This is a genomic window from Variovorax sp. P4_D9 (genome assembly GCF_056401695.1).
The window spans coordinates 24,604-41,713 of record NZ_JBFUIU010000007.1 but is presented as its reverse complement, the minus strand read 5'-3'; the positions used below and the strand labels follow the sequence as shown (position 1 = coordinate 41,713).

The following is a 17,110-nucleotide window of genomic DNA, read 5'->3' as shown; positions in this document are numbered from 1 at the left end:
CGCCTGGCGCATCGGGATCGTTCTCGGCGCCGTCCAGGCCGAATGCCTGACGCTCAAGGCCCACGAGCACGCGCAGCGTCTCACCCATGTCCTTCATGGTCTTGGCGCGGCCGGGGAGGCTGATGATCCTCTGATAGAGGTCGTTGAGCTTGTCCTGGCCGTTGCCGCCGGGCCGGCGCAGGCGCTCGCCGAGCTCTTCCAGCAGGGCGGCGTTCTCGGGGCCAACCTGCAGTTCAAGCTCGTCCAAGAGCCGCATGAGGATCGTGCGACTGCGGTGGATGTCCTTGCGATGCGCCAGGCGGACAGTGACGAGTGCCTGCGCTCCGGCGTCGATGATCTGCTTCTCGGAAATGCTGGTACCGATGCGTACCTCGTTGCGTACCGCGTCCTTGCGTACCAGCGCTTCGGCCTTGGCCTGGATGCGTTCGGAGAGGTCGCGGGTCCAGTCGTCGCGCTTGGCGCGCTTGCGGATGGCGCCTTCGGTAAGGCGGTGCTCTTCGGCGATCTGGCGCAGGGTCTTGATGCCGGCGCGGTAGTCCAGCTCGATCGCTTCCCAGTCGGTGGTGCGCGCGGAAAAGCCCGCGGCCTCGGGTGAGACTGCGGGCTTGGTGCTCTTCTTTGGGGGGGCGGGCTTCATGCCCGTGGAGATTGACGCCATGGCCGGGAGTGTTCCCGCTGGCTCTCGATCGGGCGAACCCTAGAGGGGGTGCCGAAAGATGTCCCCAGTTTTGGGGAGATATGCGGCCCACAGCGGTCAGGAACAGGCGATACGCTTGAGGCCCAACGGCACAGAACGGCTGCGGAAGTTCGCCGCCGCCCTCCAGTTGACGAGGATTGGCTGCCTGACTGAATCTGAGTCAGACTTCACCGCGGCCCGCGGCCCGCGACGCCGTCGATGTTGTGAGGTAGGTCCACCCCGCGGGCGGCTGCCCGGCCGATCGTAGCTAGTTCGGCACCGGGCGCCGCCCACCTCCTCCGCAGGGCGCCAGGTCCAAAATGCGGGCGCCGGTGTAGATCCTGTGTAATCCAGCCGAGAAAACTACAAAATTGCAAAGAAGAGGCGGGAATGTGCCAAGCCCTGAAGTTGACAGATAGATCAACAAAATCAACAACTTGAGAAGTTCCGAGAACTCTCTGGAAGCGCCGCAACCAACATTGAAAATCCGCGTGTCGGTGGTTCGATTCCGCCCCAGGCCACCAGATATTCAAGCGCCCCAGGCGCCCGTTTCGGGTCCTGGGGCGTTTTGTTTATTGCGCTGATGCTCTTCACCGCTCGGGCGCTGTGCGACCGTCTCGACCCCATCGTGCGCAACAATGCGAGAACACCATGGAAACCAACCACCTCCATGAAGATGTGCCCGGCGGCGTGCCCCTCAAGATGTGGACGCGCGGCGTGCCGGTCGAAGACGCGGCCAAGCGCCAGCTGACGAACGCAGCGCGCCTGCCCATCGTCTTCAGGCACATCGCGGCCATGCCCGATGTGCACTTCGGCATCGGCGCCACCGTGGGCTCGGTGATCCCGACCATCCGCGCAATCATCCCGGCGGCGGTGGGCGTGGACATCGGCTGCGGCATGATCGCCTGCAAGACCACGCTGGTGGCCGGAGACCTTCCGGACAACCTGGCCCCGCTGCGCTCGGCCATCGAGCGCGCAGTGCCGCACGGCCGCTCGCCGGGCGCGCGCGATCCCGGCGCGTGGCAGAAGGCGCCGGGATCGGTCAATAGCGCATGGGCGCAACTCGAGCCCGAGTTCACGGCGCTGTGCCGGGACTACCCGAGGCTGGCGAAGACCAACCACATCCAGCACCTGGGCACGCTGGGCACGGGCAATCACTTCATCGAGGTCTGCCTGGACGAAGCGGGATTCGTGTGGTTCATGCTGCACTCCGGCTCGCGCGGCGTGGGCAACTACATCGGCACGATGTTCATCGAGCTGGCCAAGCAGGACGCGATGCGCCACCAAGTGAATCTGCCCGACCGCGACCTGGCCTACTTCGAAGAAGGCAGCCGCTACTTCGGAGACTACGTGCGCGCGGTCGGCTGGGCGCAGAAGTTCGCGGCCATCAACCGCGAGCTGATGATGAAGCGCGTGATCGAGGCCGCGAAGACGGTGATTCGAAAGAGCTTCCAGAGCCACATCGAGGCGGTGAACTGCCACCACAACTACGTGCAGAAGGAACGCCACTTCGGAGAGGACGTCTACGTCACCCGCAAGGGCGCGGTCAGCGCGAAGGCCGGGCAACTGGGCATCATTCCCGGCAGCATGGGCGCGCGCAGCTACATCGTGCGCGGCAAGGGCAATGCGGACAGCTTCGACAGCTGCGCGCACGGCGCCGGCCGTGTGATGAGCCGCAGTGAGGCCAAGCGCCGTTTCACGCTGGCGGATCACCGCGCGGCGACCGAAGGCGTCGAATGCCGCAAGGACAAGGGCGTGATCGACGAAACGCCGGCCGCGTACAAGGACATCGATGCGGTGATGGAGGCGCAGAAAGACCTGGTGGAAGTCGTCCACACCTTGAAGCAGGTGGTGTGCGTGAAGGGCTGAACGCCAAGCCGGGCCGCCGGGACACCGAACCCGCCCGCTCTATCTCACCTTGACGACGACCTTGCCTTTTGCGCGGCCTGCTTCGACGTAGGCCATGGCCTCGTTGGTGGATTCGAACGGGAAGACCCGGTCCATCACGGGGCGGATGGCGCCAGCATCGAAGAGGCGGGTGATCTCGCGCAGTTGGCTCCCGTTCGCCTTCATGAAGAGGAACGCAAAGCTGACTCCGCGGCGCTTTGCCTTTCGCCTGATTCCTGAGCTCAGCAGCCGCATGACCAGCTTCACGAACCCGGCGGCCCCGATTTCCTTGCCGAATTCGGGATCAGGCGGTCCGGAGATGGAGATGAGCTTCCCGCCGCCCTTGAGCACGCGGAGAGATTTTTCGAGCGTCCTGCCGTCCTGGCTGTTCAGGACCACGTCATAGTCGCGCAAGACATCCTCGAAGTCCTGCGTCTTGTAATCGATGACGATGTCTGCGCCCAGGCTCTTCACGAGCGCGACATTGGTCGTGCTCGTCGTCGTCGCAACAGTTGCGCCCAGGTGCTTGGCCAGTTGGATGGCAAGAGTGCCTACGCCACCCGAGCCAGCCTGAATGAAGACCTTCTGCCCCTTCTTCAGGTCGGCCTTCGCTATCAGTGCCTGCCAAGCCGTCAGAGCCACCAGAGGAATGGAAGCGGCTTCTTCCATTGTGAGACCCGTGGGCTTGAGCGCCAGGGAAGCTTCCTTGATGGGGACGAATTCAGCGAACGCACCGATCCGAAAGTCATCCGCCCGCGCATAGACCTCATCGCCCAGCTTGAACTGCCGCACGCGTGGTCCAGCCTTCACCACGACGCCTGCCACGTCGTGGCCCAGGATGAGGGGCAGGCGATAGGGCAGGATGAGCTTGAACTCACCATCCCTGATCTTGGAGTCCAGCGGGTTCACGCCAGCGGCGTGGACCTGGACCAAGACCTCGTCATCGCGCAATTCCGGAGTCGGCATATCTGCCGATCGCAGCACACCTTTCTTGACGTATCGATCGAGAACAAATGCTTTCATGGTTCTTCCTTATTCCTGCCTATGCTTCGAGCCGCAGGTCTTTTCGAACCCCTGCATCGAGGACGCTGGCAGGCGCAAACCTGCGCAGCAGGCGCATGCGGCTGGCGAGGCCGGGGGCGTAGTGGATCTTCGGATCAACCGCCTCGACCGCCTTCAACACGACTTCGGCCACGACGTCAGGCCCATCAGCGCCCACCAGCACTTCCTTGACCCGCTTCTCCACGCCCGCTCGGATTTCGCGATACACCTCGAGGGAAGCATCGGGTTTCACCAAGTTCGCGTCGAACGGCGTATTGATGTAGGCGGGCTCGACCACCGAGACGCGAATGCCCATCGTGCGCAGTTCATGGTCGAGCGATTCCGAATAGCCCGCGACCGCATGCTTGGTGGCGGAATACAGCGCCATGTAGGGCATTGGCAGGAAACCCAGCACGGATCCAATGTTGATGATGCGCCCACCCCCTTGGCGGCGCATATGCGGCACGACGGCCCGGGTCATCCGGACCATCCCGAAGAAGTTCGTATCGAAGATCGACTGGGCCTGCTCGATCGAGCTTTCTTCCGCTCCGGCTGGAGCGACCCCGAAGCCGGCGTTGTTGACGAGAAGGTCGATGTGGCCTTCCAACTGCATGACCTTCTGGACCGCAGCTTCGACCGACTCGTCCTTGGTCACATCAAGGGCCAGCATTTCGAACGATCGTCGGCCTGCCTGGCCTCCACGTCTGCTGGTGCCGTATACCTTGTAGCCGGCCTTCGCAAGTCGCTGCGCGGTCGCTTCGCCGATGCCCGAGGAGGCCCCCGTAACGAGGGCGACCTTGTTGATCAAGTGCATGACGTTTCTCCTTCAGAGTGTGGATTCGGGCTCGTCGGCATGCGCGGTGCGTTGCCGAACATAAGGACAAGGACGCTCTTGAAGGGCGTTGTGTTCATTTGGAATGATGGTCATCATATTTTTTGACGAGCGAGCAGGCCGCGTGTCTCAGTGGATTCAGGCGGGGGCCAGGTGCTTCAGTGCGGCCTCGCACAGGCTGTCCGAGAGCGCGGGCTCGTCGACTGCACGAGCCAACAGCAATGTGCCGACCATGGTGGCGACGGTCACGAGTGCTCGTTCGTGGGCGCCGGGCTGTCCCCAGTCAGGCGACTGACGGGCGACAAGATCGATCATTGCCTTGACATGCCGAGTGGTCGCTCGGCGGACATCGGGTGCCTGGCGAGGCGTCTCCGAGCCCAGCGCGGCCAGGGGGCACCCCGTCTCCACATGCTCCAGGTGCTCCCTCGAGAGATAGGTGCGAAGCATGGATGCCAAAGCCTGCTCGGAGGGCACCCTGGCAACAACGTCCGCCGCTACGGCGGCTGACTCGGCACACGCCCGATTCGCTGCTTCTGCCAACATGGCCTCGCGCGACCTGAAGTGGGCGTAGAAGGCGCCATGGGTCAGGCCAGCCTCSTTCATGATTTCGGCCACTCCGGTGCCGTCGTAGCCGCTGCGGCGAATCGCCCGCGCAGCGACGGACACGATGCGCTCGTGGGAGGCTTCCTTGGCCGCTGCTCTGACATTGTGCTTCGAGTTTCGCATGATGCGCATCATACATATTTCGCAAAGTACGTCCTGTGACGTTATTGGCGATGCCGTCGGTCGGCACTGCGCATACGCAATGAGCATGCAATTGCAGGTGCACGGTGCCGGGCGGCGCCTATCAGTCCCCCATCTTCTCCCAGCCGTGCTTGTCAGAAATTGGCGATCACCCCGAGCGGGAGCTTGAAGATAGGGGTGCTCGGGGTGGCTCCAAGGGGCCGGCACCACCGCTCATCGACCCACCCCGCAGCGGGCCGTGAACCGGCTACTTGCGTTGCAGTGCGGCTAGCACCGCGCCCAGTTGCTCGTCGCTCAGGGCCGGGCTCACGTCCATTTCCATCAGGTCGGACCATTCGAGAGTCCACCGCGCCATCGCGGAGGCGTCGTCGGCCTCGCTGATGCTGAAGCCAGTGCCGTTCGCCACGGAGTGCCAGCGCCCGAGCAACTTGATCCCCGCTGGGGGCTGTCCACCCGTCTTCGCGAAGCGCTCGATGACTGCGTTGCGATTGCTGGAAGGAATGCGCCAATGGCCAATGAAAAGCATGATCTTGTTCCCCCCGGTCGGCACCGTGGAAAATGCGATGCGAGCGAGTGCCGCGCGAGCAACGCCGGATATCGTTGGGTCACACCCCAGGTCATTGATAGTCGATCGCGCGCCGACCTACAACCCGGCCGATGGCGGCGCTAGCTCGATGAGCGCGGTCGATTCAATAAGCGAAGCGAGCACCGAAAAGGTGGAAGGCTACGCCCGCCAGACCCTCTCCAACGCCTCCCAGGCGACCTGTATGACCGGCTCGGAAGCCCGGGCCGTCAAGCAAACAAACTGCAGCTCGCAAGCAATCGACACACGATCCGCCACCGCCAGGCCATGCGTCTGGCTTTCCAGCATCGCGATGGAGTCCCGCACCAGGCTCAAGCCCACGCCCGACTTGATCAGATCGAGCATCGACGATTCCTGATCGACCAGGGCCGCCTGCCGAGGCGCCAGACCGCGCGGGCCGAAGACATCGCCCAGCAACCGGGAATGCACCGACGCCGGCGGCGTGCCGAGCCAGGGCAGCGTCGCGAGGCCCTCCCAGTCCCGCCCGGCGATCTGCGGCCACCAGCCGGCGGGTGCCACGACGCGGTAGGAAAAGCGGGTGAGGGTGCGAGCCGTCAGCGGCGGGGCGAGTGCCTCGGTTGCGGCCAGGCTCGGGCTCAGGTAGAAGCCGACATCGAGTTCGCCCTGATGCACCAGGCCCAGGACGCTGCCGCTCATCCCGTGCCGCAGTTCGGTCGCCACCTGAGGCGCGGATTCGACCAGTTGACGAAGGAAGTTCCCGAGTCGGATGAACGGCGGATCGAGAATGGTGCCGATGCGCAGTTGCCCGTGGACTGTACCCTGAAGGCGGTTGGCGGCCAGTGCGAAATCGTCTGCAGCGGCCACGGCGCGCTCGGCCTGGGGCAGAAGCGCCGCGCCGTCGGCGGTCAGCACCAGGCCGCGGGCACTGCGCTGGAAAAGATCCAGGCCGGTGATCTCGGCCAGGCGCTTGAGCTGCAGGCTGACTGCTGGCTGCGAGCGATGCAGGCGTTCGGCGGCGCGCGAAACGCTGCCCTCGCGCGCGACAGCCACGAAGGTACGCAGGGTCTGAAGGTCGGCAGCGGACGGGTTCATGGCGCCATCATATTTGCCGAACTTATAAAGCACTTTTGGCGAAATGATTGGCGTCCAGGGCATCGCCCGCGCAAACTGCGCCGGACCGAGACTTCAACAACAGCCCGACAAATACAAGCAGCCGCGTTCATCGTTGAACGATGGCCACAGGAGACTGGCACCCGTGAGCGAGAGCAGCAACAGCACGACCTTCGACTACGTTGTCATCGGCGCCGGTACGGCCGGTGCATTGATGGCGAACCGTTTGTCGGCCGACCGGAACCAGCGAGTCCTGCTCATCGAGGCGGGTCCGCGAGACGACTACCACTGGATCCACATCCCGGTAGGCTACCTCTACTGCATCGGCAACCCGCGCACCGACTGGCTCTACAACACCGAGCCCGACGCCGGCCTCAACGGCCGCAGCCTGCGCTATCCCCGCGGCAAGACCCTGGGAGGCAGCTCGAGCATCAACGGCATGATCTACATGCGCGGCCAGGCCCGCGACTACGACGGCTGGGCCGCCGCCACCGGCGACGACACTTGGCGCTGGGACAACGTGCTGCCCGACTTCAAGAAGCACGAGGACCATTACCTCGGCATCGACGAGATGCATGGGGCCGGCGGCGAGTGGCGTGTTGAAAAGCAGCGCCTGCGCTGGGACATCCTCGACGCCTTCGCCGACGCTGCGCAGCAGGCCGGCATTCCTCACAGCACCGACTTCAACCGCGGCAGCAATGAGGGCGTTGGCTATTTCCAGGTCAACCAGAAGAACGGCTGGCGCTGGAACACGGCCAAGGCTTTCCTGCGGCCCGCCTGCGACCGAAGGCCCAACTTCCAGCTCTGGACCGGCGCTCAGGTGATGCGGCTGAATGTCGAAACGCAGGTTGACGGCGAGCAGCGATGCACTGGCGCCGAGGTCTGGAAAGGCGGCGAAAAAGTCAGCGTGAGGGCCGAACGCGAGGTGCTGCTGTGCGCCGGCGCCATCGGTTCGCCGCAGATTCTGCAACTGTCCGGCATCGGCCCGGCCGAAAGCCTACGCGCGCTGGGCATCGCTCCGGTCGCCGACCTGCCCGGTGTGGGCGCCAAGCTGCAGGACCATCTGCAGATCCGCGCCGTCTACAAGATCCAGGGCGCACCGACGCTGAACGTGTTGGCCTCCACACTCTTCGGAAAGGCCAGGATCGGCTTGCAGTACCTGCTGAGCCGCAGCGGCCCCATGAGCATGGCGCCGTCGCAGCTCGGAGCTTTCACCCGCAGCTCGCAGGAGCAGCGCTGGCCCAATATCGAGTACCACGTGCAGCCGTTGTCGCTCAATGCCTTCGGCGAACCCCTGCACGCGTTTCCGGCGTTCACCGCCAGTGTCTGCAATCTCAACCCAACGAGCCGCGGCACGGTCCGTCTGAAGACCGCCGGCTTCACCGATGCGCCGGCCATCGCGCCGAACTACCTCAGCACCGCCGAAGACCGCCAGGTGGCCGCCGATTCGCTGCGTGTGACCCGCCGCATCGCCGCGCAGCCGGCGCTGGCGAAATACAAGCCCGTCGAATACAAACCCGGCCCGCAGTACGAAACCGACGAGGACCTGGCGCGGCTGGCCGGCGACATCGCCACCACCATCTTCCACCCGGTCGGCACCACGGCCATGGGCCGCGACGGCGATCCGATGGCCGTCCTTGATTCCCGACTGCGGGTGCGCGACGGGCGCGGCGGCCTCATCCGGGGGCTGCGCGTGGTCGATGCCGGCGCCATGCCCGCGATCACCAGCGGCAACACCAACAGTCCCACCCTGATGCTGGCCGAAAAGGCCGCGGCGTGGGTCATCGCCGACTCGCGCTGACCGTCCACCCACTTTTCCATCTGCCCAGGAGCCACCATGTCCAAGACCCGCAACCAGAAATTCCGCGCACTGTTCGAGAACGGTCCCTTTGTGTGCATGGGGGCCTACGACGCCATCACCGCCAAGCTGGCCGAGGAATGCGGCGCGCCAGCGGTCTTCGTCAGCGGCTTCGTCGCCTGCGGCATCGAGGCCGGCGAGCCCGACATGGGCGCGCTCAGCCAGACGCAGATGTTCGAGCACATCCGCCGTGTCGCCCGCGCGACCAGCCTGCCGGTGTTCGCCGACGCCGACACCGGCTACGGCGGCATGCTGGACGTGCAGCGCACCATGCGGCTGTGGGAAGAGGCGGGCGCCTCCTGCCTGCATCTGGAAGACCAGGCCCTGCCCAAGAAGTGCGGCCATTTCGCTGGCAAGCAGTTGGTGCCCAAGCTCGAAATGGTGCAGAAGCTGCGTGCCATGCTCGAAGCCCGGCAAGACCAGGACTTCTTCATCGTTGCCCGCACCGATGCCATCGCGGTCAATGGCATCGAGGACGCGGTCGACCGCCTCACCGCCTATGCCGAAGCCGGCGCAGACGGCCTGTACGCCGACGCACCCGAGAGCCTGGAGCACATGAACGAGTTGGTGCGCCGCCTGAAACACTTCGGCAAGCCGCTGCTGTTCAACATGGTGAGCTCGGGCAAGAGCCCGGTGCTGAGCCTGGCGCAGCTGAAGGACATGGGTTTCGGCTTCGCCATTTGCCCGGTCGAACCGATGCTCGCCATGCACAAGGCGGTCAAGAACATGATGCAGGTCTTCTACGCCCAGGGCTGCAGCACGGCGGCGATCGCCGATCGGCTCACGTCCTTCGAGGAATACAACAAGTTCGTGGGCCTGCCCGAGGCCGTGGCGCTCGAACAGAAATTCACCAACGTGGGCTGATCGCGCTCTTCGCATTCGCCTTCCCCCCAAGAAAACGGAGACCCGCCATGAAAACCATTGCCAGGCTCGCCGGYGCCCTCGCCCTCGCCGCCATCGCCTTCTCGTCCGCAGCGCAGGAGGCCGCCTGGCCTTCGAGGCCCATTCGCCTGCTGATCCCGTCCACGCCCGGTGGGGGCACCGATTTCATCGGCCGCACGCTGGCCACCAAGCTTGGTGAATCCGGCTGGACGGTGGTGCCCGAGAACCGTCCTGGCGCGGCCGGCACGCTGGGCCTGGCGGAGACCGTGCGCGCCAAGGCCGACGGCTACGAGGTCGTGGTCGGCCAGACGGCCAACGTCTCCCTTGCACCCTGGTTGATGAAACTCAGCTTCGATCCAGCCAGGGATCTGACGCCCATCGCCCTCGCGGTGGAAGCGCCCATGGTGCTGCTGGTCAACGAAGCCTCGCCGTACAAGACCTGGGCCGATTTCCTGAAGGCTGCCAAGGGCAAGCCGATGAGCTTCGCCACCTCGGGCACCGGGAGCGTCGCGCACGTGGCCGGCGAGGTGGTGCAGGACGCGAGCGGCTTCAAGATGCAGCATGTGCCGTACAAGGGGTCCTCACCTGCCATCGCCGACCTGATGGGCGGCCATGTCGACCTGGCCGGCACCTCCGTGGCCTCGGCGCTGCCTCTGCTGCAAGGTGGCAAGGTGCGCGCTCTGGCCGTCACCTCGGTCAAGCGCAGCGCCGCACTGCCCGATGTGCCGGCGCTCTCGGAGCTGGGCTATCCGAACTTCAACATGGTCGAGTGGTACGGCGTTTTCGCGCCCTCCGCCATTCCCCCAGCCACGGCCGACAAGCTCAACGCCGAGATCAACAAGGTGCTGCAGCGCGCCGACGTGAAGGCCGCGATCCTGGCGCAGGGCCAGGAGCCCAAGGCGGAAAGCCGCGCGTCCTTCGCCGCGATGGTGAAGGCGGACAACCAGAGGTCCCGCGACGTGATTGCCAAGGCGGGCATCAAGCTGGAGTGAGATCGGCGGGAACTCAGCGGCCTTCGGCCTCGATCCCCAATTCGGAACAAATCCGCGCCACCAGGCCCTTCAGTCCCGCGACCTCGGCCTCCAGCCGCGCAACATTGGCCTTCAGCGCCGCGACTTCGCCCAGCGACACGTCCGCGCCCGCCGCCGGCCCTGCAAAGGCACCACCGCCCGCATCCTCCGCCGGCGCTCCACTCAGCAAATGCGCCCAGCGGCTCTCGCGCGCACCGGGCAGCCGCGCGAGCTTGACGACCAGCGCACCCGCCGGCCGTTCCGCCATCTCGTCCAGAAATCCCTCCACCGCCGAGATGTCGGCGAAGTTGTGCATCCGGTCGCAGGCGATGCGCAGTTCGCCCGCGGTCTGCGGGCCGCGCAGCATCAGCACGGTCAGCAGGATGATCGATTGCGAGGGGATGCGCAGCACGCCGTCGATGTTGTGGGCGTAGCGGAAGGTCCGCCCGCCGCTGGTCTCCGACACCAGGCTGTAGCCCTTGAGGCTGTCGAGCGCCGCCTGCGCATCGGCATCCGTCACTTCGAGGATCGGGTTGCGGCTGGTCTTCTGGTTGCAGCCCGCGACCAGCGCATTGAGCGTCAGCGGATAGCTGTCGGGCACGGTGCGCTGCTTCTCGGCAAGCACGCCGAGTACACGGGTTTCGAGCAGCGACAGGGTGGGCAGGGAGGATGTCATGGCGGGATTGTCGTCTCGGACGCCCCCACCGCGAAGAGGTCGCCGCCACGCGATTTACTAAGCATATTTATAATCAACCCAATTATGAAAAGAGACTTCAGCCAGCGCTTCGGCTTCCTGGTCAACGATGTCGCCAAGCTCTACGGCGAGCAGTTCGATCGCCTGGCACGCGAGCGCATCGGGCTCAGCCGCGCGCAGTGCCGGCTGCTGGGTGCGCTGGCGATGCACGGCGACGAGGCGCCGATGTCGCAGGTCGAACTGGCGCAGCGGCTCGAATTGAGTGCCATGGCGGTGGGCGGCCTGTGCGACCGGCTCGAGGCGGCGGGCTGGATCCATCGGCAGGACAGCCCGAGCGATCGCCGCGTCCGCCGGGTCCACCTGGCGCCGAGCGCGGAGCAGGCGCTCGATGCCGCCCTCAGCCTCAGCGACGGCCTGCAGGCCCGCGCGCTCGCGCGGCTCACGGCGGCCGAGCGGGCCCAGCTGGTGGCTCTGCTCGGCAAGGCCCGCGAGGGCCTGATGTCGCTCGCGCCCGCGGAGTCGCGATGAACACAGCGGCACCGCATGCCGGCGTCGCCCATCGCGGGCTGATCACCGTTTCGATCATGCTCGCGACCATCATGCAGGCGCTGGACACGACCATCGCGAACGTCGCCCTGCCACACATGCAGGGCAGCCTGCAGGCCTCGCAGGACCAGATCACCTGGGTGCTGACCTCCTACATCGTGGCCTCGGCGATCGCGCTGCCGCTCACCGGCTGGCTCTGCGGACACTGGGGACGGCGCCGCGTGTTCATGGTCTCGGTGATCGGCTTCACGATCGCCTCGGCGCTGTGCGGCCTCGCGAACTCGCTGGTCGAGATCGTCGCCGCCCGCCTGCTGCAGGGTGTTTTCGGCGCCGCGCTGGTGCCGCTGTCGCAGGCAGTGCTGCTGGACATCAACCCGCGCGAGAATGTCGGCCAGGCGATGGCGATCTGGGGCGCCGGCATCATGATCGGCCCGATCCTCGGCCCGCTGCTGGGCGGCTGGCTGACCGAGAACTTCGACTGGCGCTGGGTCTTCTTCATCAACCTGCCGGTCGGCGTCTTCGCGCTCTGGGGCATCATGCGCTTCCTGCCCGAAAGCCGGCCGCAGGGCGAGCGGCTCGACATCTTCGGCTTCGTCACGCTGAGCATCGCGATCGGCATGCTGCAGATGTTCCTCGACCGCGGCGAGCAGCTCGACTGGTTCGACTCGTGGGAGATCAAGCTGGAAGCTGCGGCGGCGCTGATCGCATTCGCCTTCTTCGTGGTCCACACCTGGACCGTGCAGGGCGTGTCGTTCTTCAACCGCGACCTGCTCAAGGACCGTAACTTCGTCACCGGGTTGCTGTTCGCCTTCATCGTCGGCATGATCCTCTACGGCACGATGGCGCTGCTGCCGAGCTTCCTGCAGGGGCTGATGGGCTATCCGGTGGTCTACACCGGCGCCGTGACGGCGCCGCGCGGCATCGGCACTATGATCGCGATGATCGTGGTCGGCCGGCTGGTGCAGCGGGTCGATGTCCGCGCCATCATGGCGCTCGGCTTCGGACTGACCGCCTTCTCGCTCTGGCAGATGACGCGCCTGACGCTCGAGGTGGACAGCGCGCCGATCATCGTCTCGGGCTTCATCCAGGGCCTGGGCATCGGCTTCACCTTCGTGCCGTTGTCGACCGCGGCCTTCGCGACGCTGGCGCCGCGGCTGCGCAACCAGGGCACGCCGATCTTCAGCCTGTTGCGCAACATCGGCAGCAGTGTCGGCATCTCGATCGTGCAGGCGCTCCTGACCGAGAGCTCGGGCAAGGCCCACGCGACGCTGGCGGCCACCGTGTCACCGGGCAACTACGCACTCTCGGTCCTGCCGCAGTCGATGAACCCGGCCAGTTCGACCGGCCTGGCGCTGTTGAACAGCGAGGTCACGCGCCAGGGCGTGCTGATCGGCTACCTCGACGACTTCGGCATCATGATGGCGGTCACGCTGGCCGCGATCCCCTTGCTGCTGCTGATCCGCAGCCCGCGGCGGGCCGCCGCCGCAGCAGCGGTCGAGGTGCCGCACTAGAGGCGTGGCGACGACTCACGCAGTGAGGCGCGTGGGGGCCACTCATTCAGAAGTCGACCAGCGCCAGCCCGACGTTGAACACCGTGCGCTTGCGGTTGTAGTCGACCAGCGTGTCGCCATAGCCATAGAAGAGCTGGGCCTGGAAGCGCAGGTTGCTCTTGACCGGGTCGCCGATTGCCTTGAGCCACTCGAGCCGGACCGAGCCCTTGCCGCCACGGACCGCCATGCCGACCTGGTTCAGGCGGTCGATCTGCCAGGCGCCGCGCACCTCGCCGTGGCCCAGGTACTTGGTGATGTCGGGGTTGTCGTCGTCCGCGGAGTTCTCGGAGATTCGACTCCAGACCCGGCCGGTGATGACGAACTTGTCGCCGAGCTCGGCGCCGCCCATCAGGTAGACCCGGTTCCAGCTGCGCGAATATGGCAGGTCCTGGCCGTTCGACTGATGCACCAGGCCCAGGCCGGCGTAGCGCATGCGCCAGCCGCCGCCGAGCTTGAAGTCGGTCGGGTAGCTGTAGATCAGCTCGGGCTCGTGGTCGGTGGTGCGGAAGGGCCGCGAGAGTTCACCGTTGAACACCTGCCAGGTCGAGGCCTGCGAGTAGGCGAACCAGAGGCCGTCCTTCTTGCTCGGGTCGTCCCCGGTGAGCAGGCCCTGCGCGAGCTTGGTGCGCAGCGACAGGCCGATGCGCATGTCCTGGGCTTGGTAGGGCCGGTCGACGCCGGTGTGGTTGGGCGCCGGCGACGTCGGGGTTTCGGGATCCCTGGCTGCCACGCCGACACCGACGCTGAGCGGCCGGTAGCCGCGGAAGCCGAGCGTGCCGCAGTTGCTGCCGGCCTCGAGTTCCCAGAAGCGCGACAGCGGCGAGTACTGGCGGTCGCGGCAGCCGTCCTCGGTGGTGAGAGTGATCACGCGCGTGGCCGGCACCGTTTCGTCCACGGGCGGTTGCGTCTCAGCCAGCACCGGTGGCGCCGGCGGCACCGCCGCGGCCGGCAGGGTCTGCTGCTGGGCCCAGCGATCGAAGCAGGCCAGCCGCGCTTCGTTGTTGTCGCTGCCCGCGAGGCGCTGGCACTGCTGCCAGGTCAGTTGAGATTCGGCCAGGGGGCTGGGCGGCTTGTCCACCGCCTGGGCTTGCACCGCGGTGGCCCCGATTCCGGCGAAGAGAGCGGTGAAAAAACAAATGCGTTGATTCATCGATCGGTTGCCGAATTGCCGGTCTTGTTCAGTACGAAGGGATGGCTGCTGTCGCTCGCGGCATCGCGCCAGATGCCCTTGAACTCCCGGCCGCACGACGCCGGTTGCAGCGCGCCCAGCCAGACGCCGCTGATGGCGCGGCCGTCCAGCGATTCGTCGAGACTCAGCATGCCGTCGTCGTCGATATCACCCGCCAGTTGGGAGACGGTAGCGGGCGCGCCGTCTCCGCCTCGGGTAATTGTGCCGCGCACACCGGCATAGTCGGGATGTTGGTCGAGCTTGACTTTTGCGACGCCTTTCCGGTCGTCGATGCGCGCTTCCCAGGTGCCAAACAGCGCCGCGAGCGGCACCTCCGATGCGCTGGCGGGGCAGGCCGTGGCGCTGGGCGCCGACGGGCCGTTGGGGGCGTCTTGCGCGGCGGCGGCCGCTGCAATCAAACCGGCAGCCAGCCCGGCCGTCCGCAGCCACTTCATGGCGCCGAGGCGGCCGCGGCGGCGGCGGCCGCGTTGTCCTGCACCTTGCGCGCGAACTCGGCGCGCAGCGCCTTGAGCTTTTCGCGCGGATCTTCCTTGGCGGTCTTCTTGTCGAGCGCCATCTCGGCGATGAATCGGCTCGGCTGCGCGGCGACCATCTCGCGGCCCTTCTTGCGCCGCTTGGTCCAGCTCACGGCCAGGCTGCGCTGGGCCCGCGTGATCCCCACGTACATCAGCCGGCGTTCCTCTTGCAGCCGCACCAGCGTGTCGTCGCTGATCTTCTCCTGCCGACCGCCGTCGTCGTCGAGCTTGAAGGGCAGCAGGCCCTCGGTCACACCGACCAGCATCACGTGCGGCCACTCGAGGCCCTTGGAGGCGTGCAGCGTCGACAGCGTGACCACGTTCTGGTCCTGCTCGCGCTCGCTGATGGTCGACAGCAGCGAGATCGTCTGCGCCACTTCGAGCAGGCTCTTGCGCTCGCTCTCGACCGTGGCGCCCGAGGCGTCGTCGATTGTGCCGCCGCAGCGCTGCGACATCCAGTCGCAGAACTCCATCACGTTGGTCCAGCGGCTGGCGGCGGCCTGCTCGCTGTCTTCGCCGTCGTAGAGGTGTTTCTCGTAGTCGATCTCCTTGAGCCATTCGGCCAGAAAGGCGCGCGCATCCTCGGCGCCCATGGTGCGGCGGGCGCGGTATTCGAGGTCGTTGATGTAGCGGCCGAACTCGTGCAGGCCCTCCTGGGCGCGCTTGGGCATCACGCTCGGCAGCGAGGGGCTGAAGAGGGCTTCGAACAGGCTCAGCTTGTACTGGCTCGCGAAGGTGCCGAGCGCGGCCAGCGTGGCGTGGCCGATGCCGCGCTTTGGCGTGGTCACGGCGCGCAGGAAGGCCGGGTCGTCGTCGTTGTTGACCCACAGGCGGAACCAGCCGCACAAATCCTTGATCTCGGCGCGGTCGAAGAAGCTCTGGCCGCCCGAGACCTTGTACGGAATCTGCGCCTTGCGCAGCGCCTGCTCGAACACCCGCGCCTGGTGGTTGGCGCGATAGAGGATCGCGAAGTCGCGAAACTCCTTGTACTGCGGGCCCTGCGCGGTGGCGTCGCCGGCGCGCAGGCTCTGGATCCGGGCCACCGTGCGCTCGGCCTCGTGGGCTTCGCTGTCGGCGTCGACGATGCGCACCGGATCGCCCTCGCCGAGTTCGCTGAACAGCGTCTTCGGGAACAGCTTCGGGTTTGGGCCGATCACGTTGTTGGCGGCCCGCAGGATCGCGCTGGTGCTGCGGTAATTCTGCTCGAGCTTGATGACCTTGAGGTTCGGGTAGTCGACCGGCAGCTTCTTGAGGTTGTCGAGCGTGGCGCCGCGCCAGCCGTAGATCGACTGGTCGTCGTCACCCACCGCGGTGAAGCGGCCGCGCTCGCCGACCAGCGCCTTGAGCACTTCGTACTGGGTGGCGTTGGTGTCCTGATACTCGTCGACCAGGACGTGGCCGAGCGCCGCCTGCCATTTGGCGCGCACCTCGTCGTGCTGCTGCAGCAGCTTCAGCGGCATGCCGATCAGGTCGTCGAAGTCGACGCTCTGGTAGGCCGCCAGCCGCTCCTCGTAGCGCGCCATGATGCGGGCCGTGATGCGCTCGTTGTCGTCGGCTGCCTGAGTTTCGGCCTGGGCCGCGTTGAGGCCCATGTTCTTCCACTTGCTGATGGTCCACTGCCAGATCCGTGCGGTGGCGGCATCGGTGGTGCCGCCGGCATCCTTGAGGATCTTCGTCACGTCGTCGCTGTCGAGGATGCTGAAGGCCGGCTTCAGCCCCAGCACTGCGCCGTCCTCGCGCATCATGCGCACGCCCAGCGCGTGGAAGGTGCAGACCACCACGTGCCTGGCATCGCGGCCGATCAGCCCCTTGGCGCGCTCGCGCATCTCGGAGGCCGCCTTGTTGGTGAAGGTGATGGCCGCGATCCGCTTGGGTTCGAGGCCGGCCTGGATCAGGCGCGCGATCTTGTGCGTGATCACGCGCGTCTTGCCCGAGCCGGCGCCGGCGAGGACCAGACTGGGGCCGTGCATGTAGTTGACGGCTTCTTGTTGCGCGAGATTGAGACCGGAAGACATGGAGGTGCGGGAGCGGA

16 protein-coding genes are annotated in these 17,110 nt (G+C 66.2%); 6 read left to right on the top strand and 10 right to left on the bottom strand.

The genetic code is table 11. The features are described from left to right. The coding region (locus AC1DY5_RS01775) for a hypothetical protein (RefSeq protein WP_478107791.1) at nucleotides 1–637 on the bottom strand (637 nt) is incomplete at its 3' end. A 690-nt stretch (nucleotides 638–1,327) separates the two neighbouring features. Between AC1DY5_RS01775 and AC1DY5_RS01770 the strand changes: the two genes are divergently transcribed. Continuing rightward, complete coding sequence (locus AC1DY5_RS01770; RefSeq protein ID WP_478107789.1) at nucleotides 1,328–2,545, top strand: RtcB family protein; 1,218 nt, start codon at nucleotides 1,328–1,330, stop codon at nucleotides 2,543–2,545. Between the two features lie 39 nt (nucleotides 2,546–2,584). On the opposite strand, the gene AC1DY5_RS01765 is transcribed toward AC1DY5_RS01770, so the two are convergent. The 5 genes from AC1DY5_RS01765 to AC1DY5_RS01745 form a co-directional block, all read right to left on the bottom strand. Then, nucleotides 2,585–3,586, bottom strand: a complete 1,002-nt coding sequence (locus AC1DY5_RS01765; protein ID WP_478107787.1) for an NADP-dependent oxidoreductase — start codon at nucleotides 3,584–3,586, stop codon at nucleotides 2,585–2,587. A gap of 19 nt (nucleotides 3,587–3,605) precedes the next feature. Further along, entirely contained in the window at nucleotides 3,606–4,418 is an 813-nt protein-coding gene (locus tag AC1DY5_RS01760) for an oxidoreductase (RefSeq protein ID WP_478107785.1), read from the bottom strand. Between the two features lie 156 nt (nucleotides 4,419–4,574). Continuing rightward, nucleotides 4,575–5,174 carry a TetR/AcrR family transcriptional regulator gene (locus tag AC1DY5_RS01755; RefSeq protein WP_478107793.1) on the bottom strand — a complete coding sequence of 200 codons (600 nt, stop codon included), beginning with the start codon at nucleotides 5,172–5,174 and terminating at the stop codon, nucleotides 4,575–4,577. Between the two features lie 253 nt (nucleotides 5,175–5,427). Next, nucleotides 5,428–5,706, bottom strand: coding sequence for a DUF3303 domain-containing protein (locus tag AC1DY5_RS01750; protein WP_478107783.1), 279 nt, complete (start codon nucleotides 5,704–5,706; stop codon nucleotides 5,428–5,430). 198 nt (nucleotides 5,707–5,904) lie between these two features. Continuing rightward, complete coding sequence (locus tag AC1DY5_RS01745) at nucleotides 5,905–6,816, bottom strand: LysR family transcriptional regulator (protein ID WP_478107782.1); 912 nt, start codon at nucleotides 6,814–6,816, stop codon at nucleotides 5,905–5,907. Nucleotides 6,817–6,979: 163 nt separating this feature from the next. Between AC1DY5_RS01745 and AC1DY5_RS01740 the strand changes: the two genes are divergently transcribed. From AC1DY5_RS01740 to AC1DY5_RS01730, 3 genes are read left to right on the top strand one after another with little or no spacing between them, the layout of a single operon-like run. Next, a complete protein-coding gene (locus AC1DY5_RS01740) occupies nucleotides 6,980–8,635 on the top strand; it encodes a GMC family oxidoreductase (protein ID WP_478107780.1) in 1,656 nt (551 codons plus the stop codon). A gap of 36 nt (nucleotides 8,636–8,671) precedes the next feature. Beyond that, entirely contained in the window at nucleotides 8,672–9,556 is an 885-nt protein-coding gene (locus tag AC1DY5_RS01735) for an isocitrate lyase/PEP mutase family protein (protein ID WP_478107778.1), read from the top strand. 47 nt (nucleotides 9,557–9,603) lie between these two features. After that, nucleotides 9,604–10,566, top strand: a complete 963-nt coding sequence (locus tag AC1DY5_RS01730) for a Bug family tripartite tricarboxylate transporter substrate binding protein (RefSeq protein ID WP_478107776.1) — start codon at nucleotides 9,604–9,606, stop codon at nucleotides 10,564–10,566. A 13-nt stretch (nucleotides 10,567–10,579) separates the two neighbouring features. Here the strand turns inward: AC1DY5_RS01730 and AC1DY5_RS01725 are convergent, their stop codons facing one another. Continuing rightward, nucleotides 10,580–11,260, bottom strand: coding sequence for a YceH family protein (locus tag AC1DY5_RS01725; RefSeq protein WP_478107774.1), 681 nt, complete (start codon nucleotides 11,258–11,260; stop codon nucleotides 10,580–10,582). An 84-nt stretch (nucleotides 11,261–11,344) separates the two neighbouring features. On the opposite strand from AC1DY5_RS01725, the gene AC1DY5_RS01720 reads away from it, so the two are divergent. Continuing rightward, nucleotides 11,345–11,806, top strand: a complete 462-nt coding sequence (locus AC1DY5_RS01720; RefSeq protein ID WP_478107772.1) for a MarR family winged helix-turn-helix transcriptional regulator — start codon at nucleotides 11,345–11,347, stop codon at nucleotides 11,804–11,806. Beyond that, complete coding sequence (locus tag AC1DY5_RS01715) at nucleotides 11,803–13,335, top strand: DHA2 family efflux MFS transporter permease subunit (protein ID WP_478107771.1); 1,533 nt, start codon at nucleotides 11,803–11,805, stop codon at nucleotides 13,333–13,335. The genes AC1DY5_RS01720 and AC1DY5_RS01715 overlap by 4 nt, the downstream gene beginning before the upstream one ends. Before the next feature lie 46 nt (nucleotides 13,336–13,381). Here the strand turns inward: AC1DY5_RS01715 and AC1DY5_RS01710 are convergent, their stop codons facing one another. From AC1DY5_RS01710 to AC1DY5_RS01700, 3 genes are read right to left on the bottom strand one after another with little or no spacing between them, the layout of a single operon-like run. Next, nucleotides 13,382–14,524 (bottom strand): phospholipase A, encoded by a 1,143-nt coding sequence (locus tag AC1DY5_RS01710; protein ID WP_478107768.1) that lies wholly within the window; start codon nucleotides 14,522–14,524, stop codon nucleotides 13,382–13,384. Continuing rightward, nucleotides 14,521–14,997: a hypothetical protein gene (locus tag AC1DY5_RS01705; protein WP_478107766.1), complete on the bottom strand. Its 477-nt coding sequence runs from the start codon at nucleotides 14,995–14,997 to the stop codon at nucleotides 14,521–14,523. Before AC1DY5_RS01705 ends, AC1DY5_RS01710 begins: the two co-directional genes overlap by 4 nt. Next, a complete protein-coding gene (locus tag AC1DY5_RS01700; protein ID WP_478107764.1) occupies nucleotides 14,994–17,093 on the bottom strand; it encodes an ATP-dependent helicase in 2,100 nt (699 codons plus the stop codon). The genes AC1DY5_RS01705 and AC1DY5_RS01700 overlap by 4 nt, the downstream gene beginning before the upstream one ends. Nucleotides 17,094–17,110: the final 17 nt, after the last annotated feature.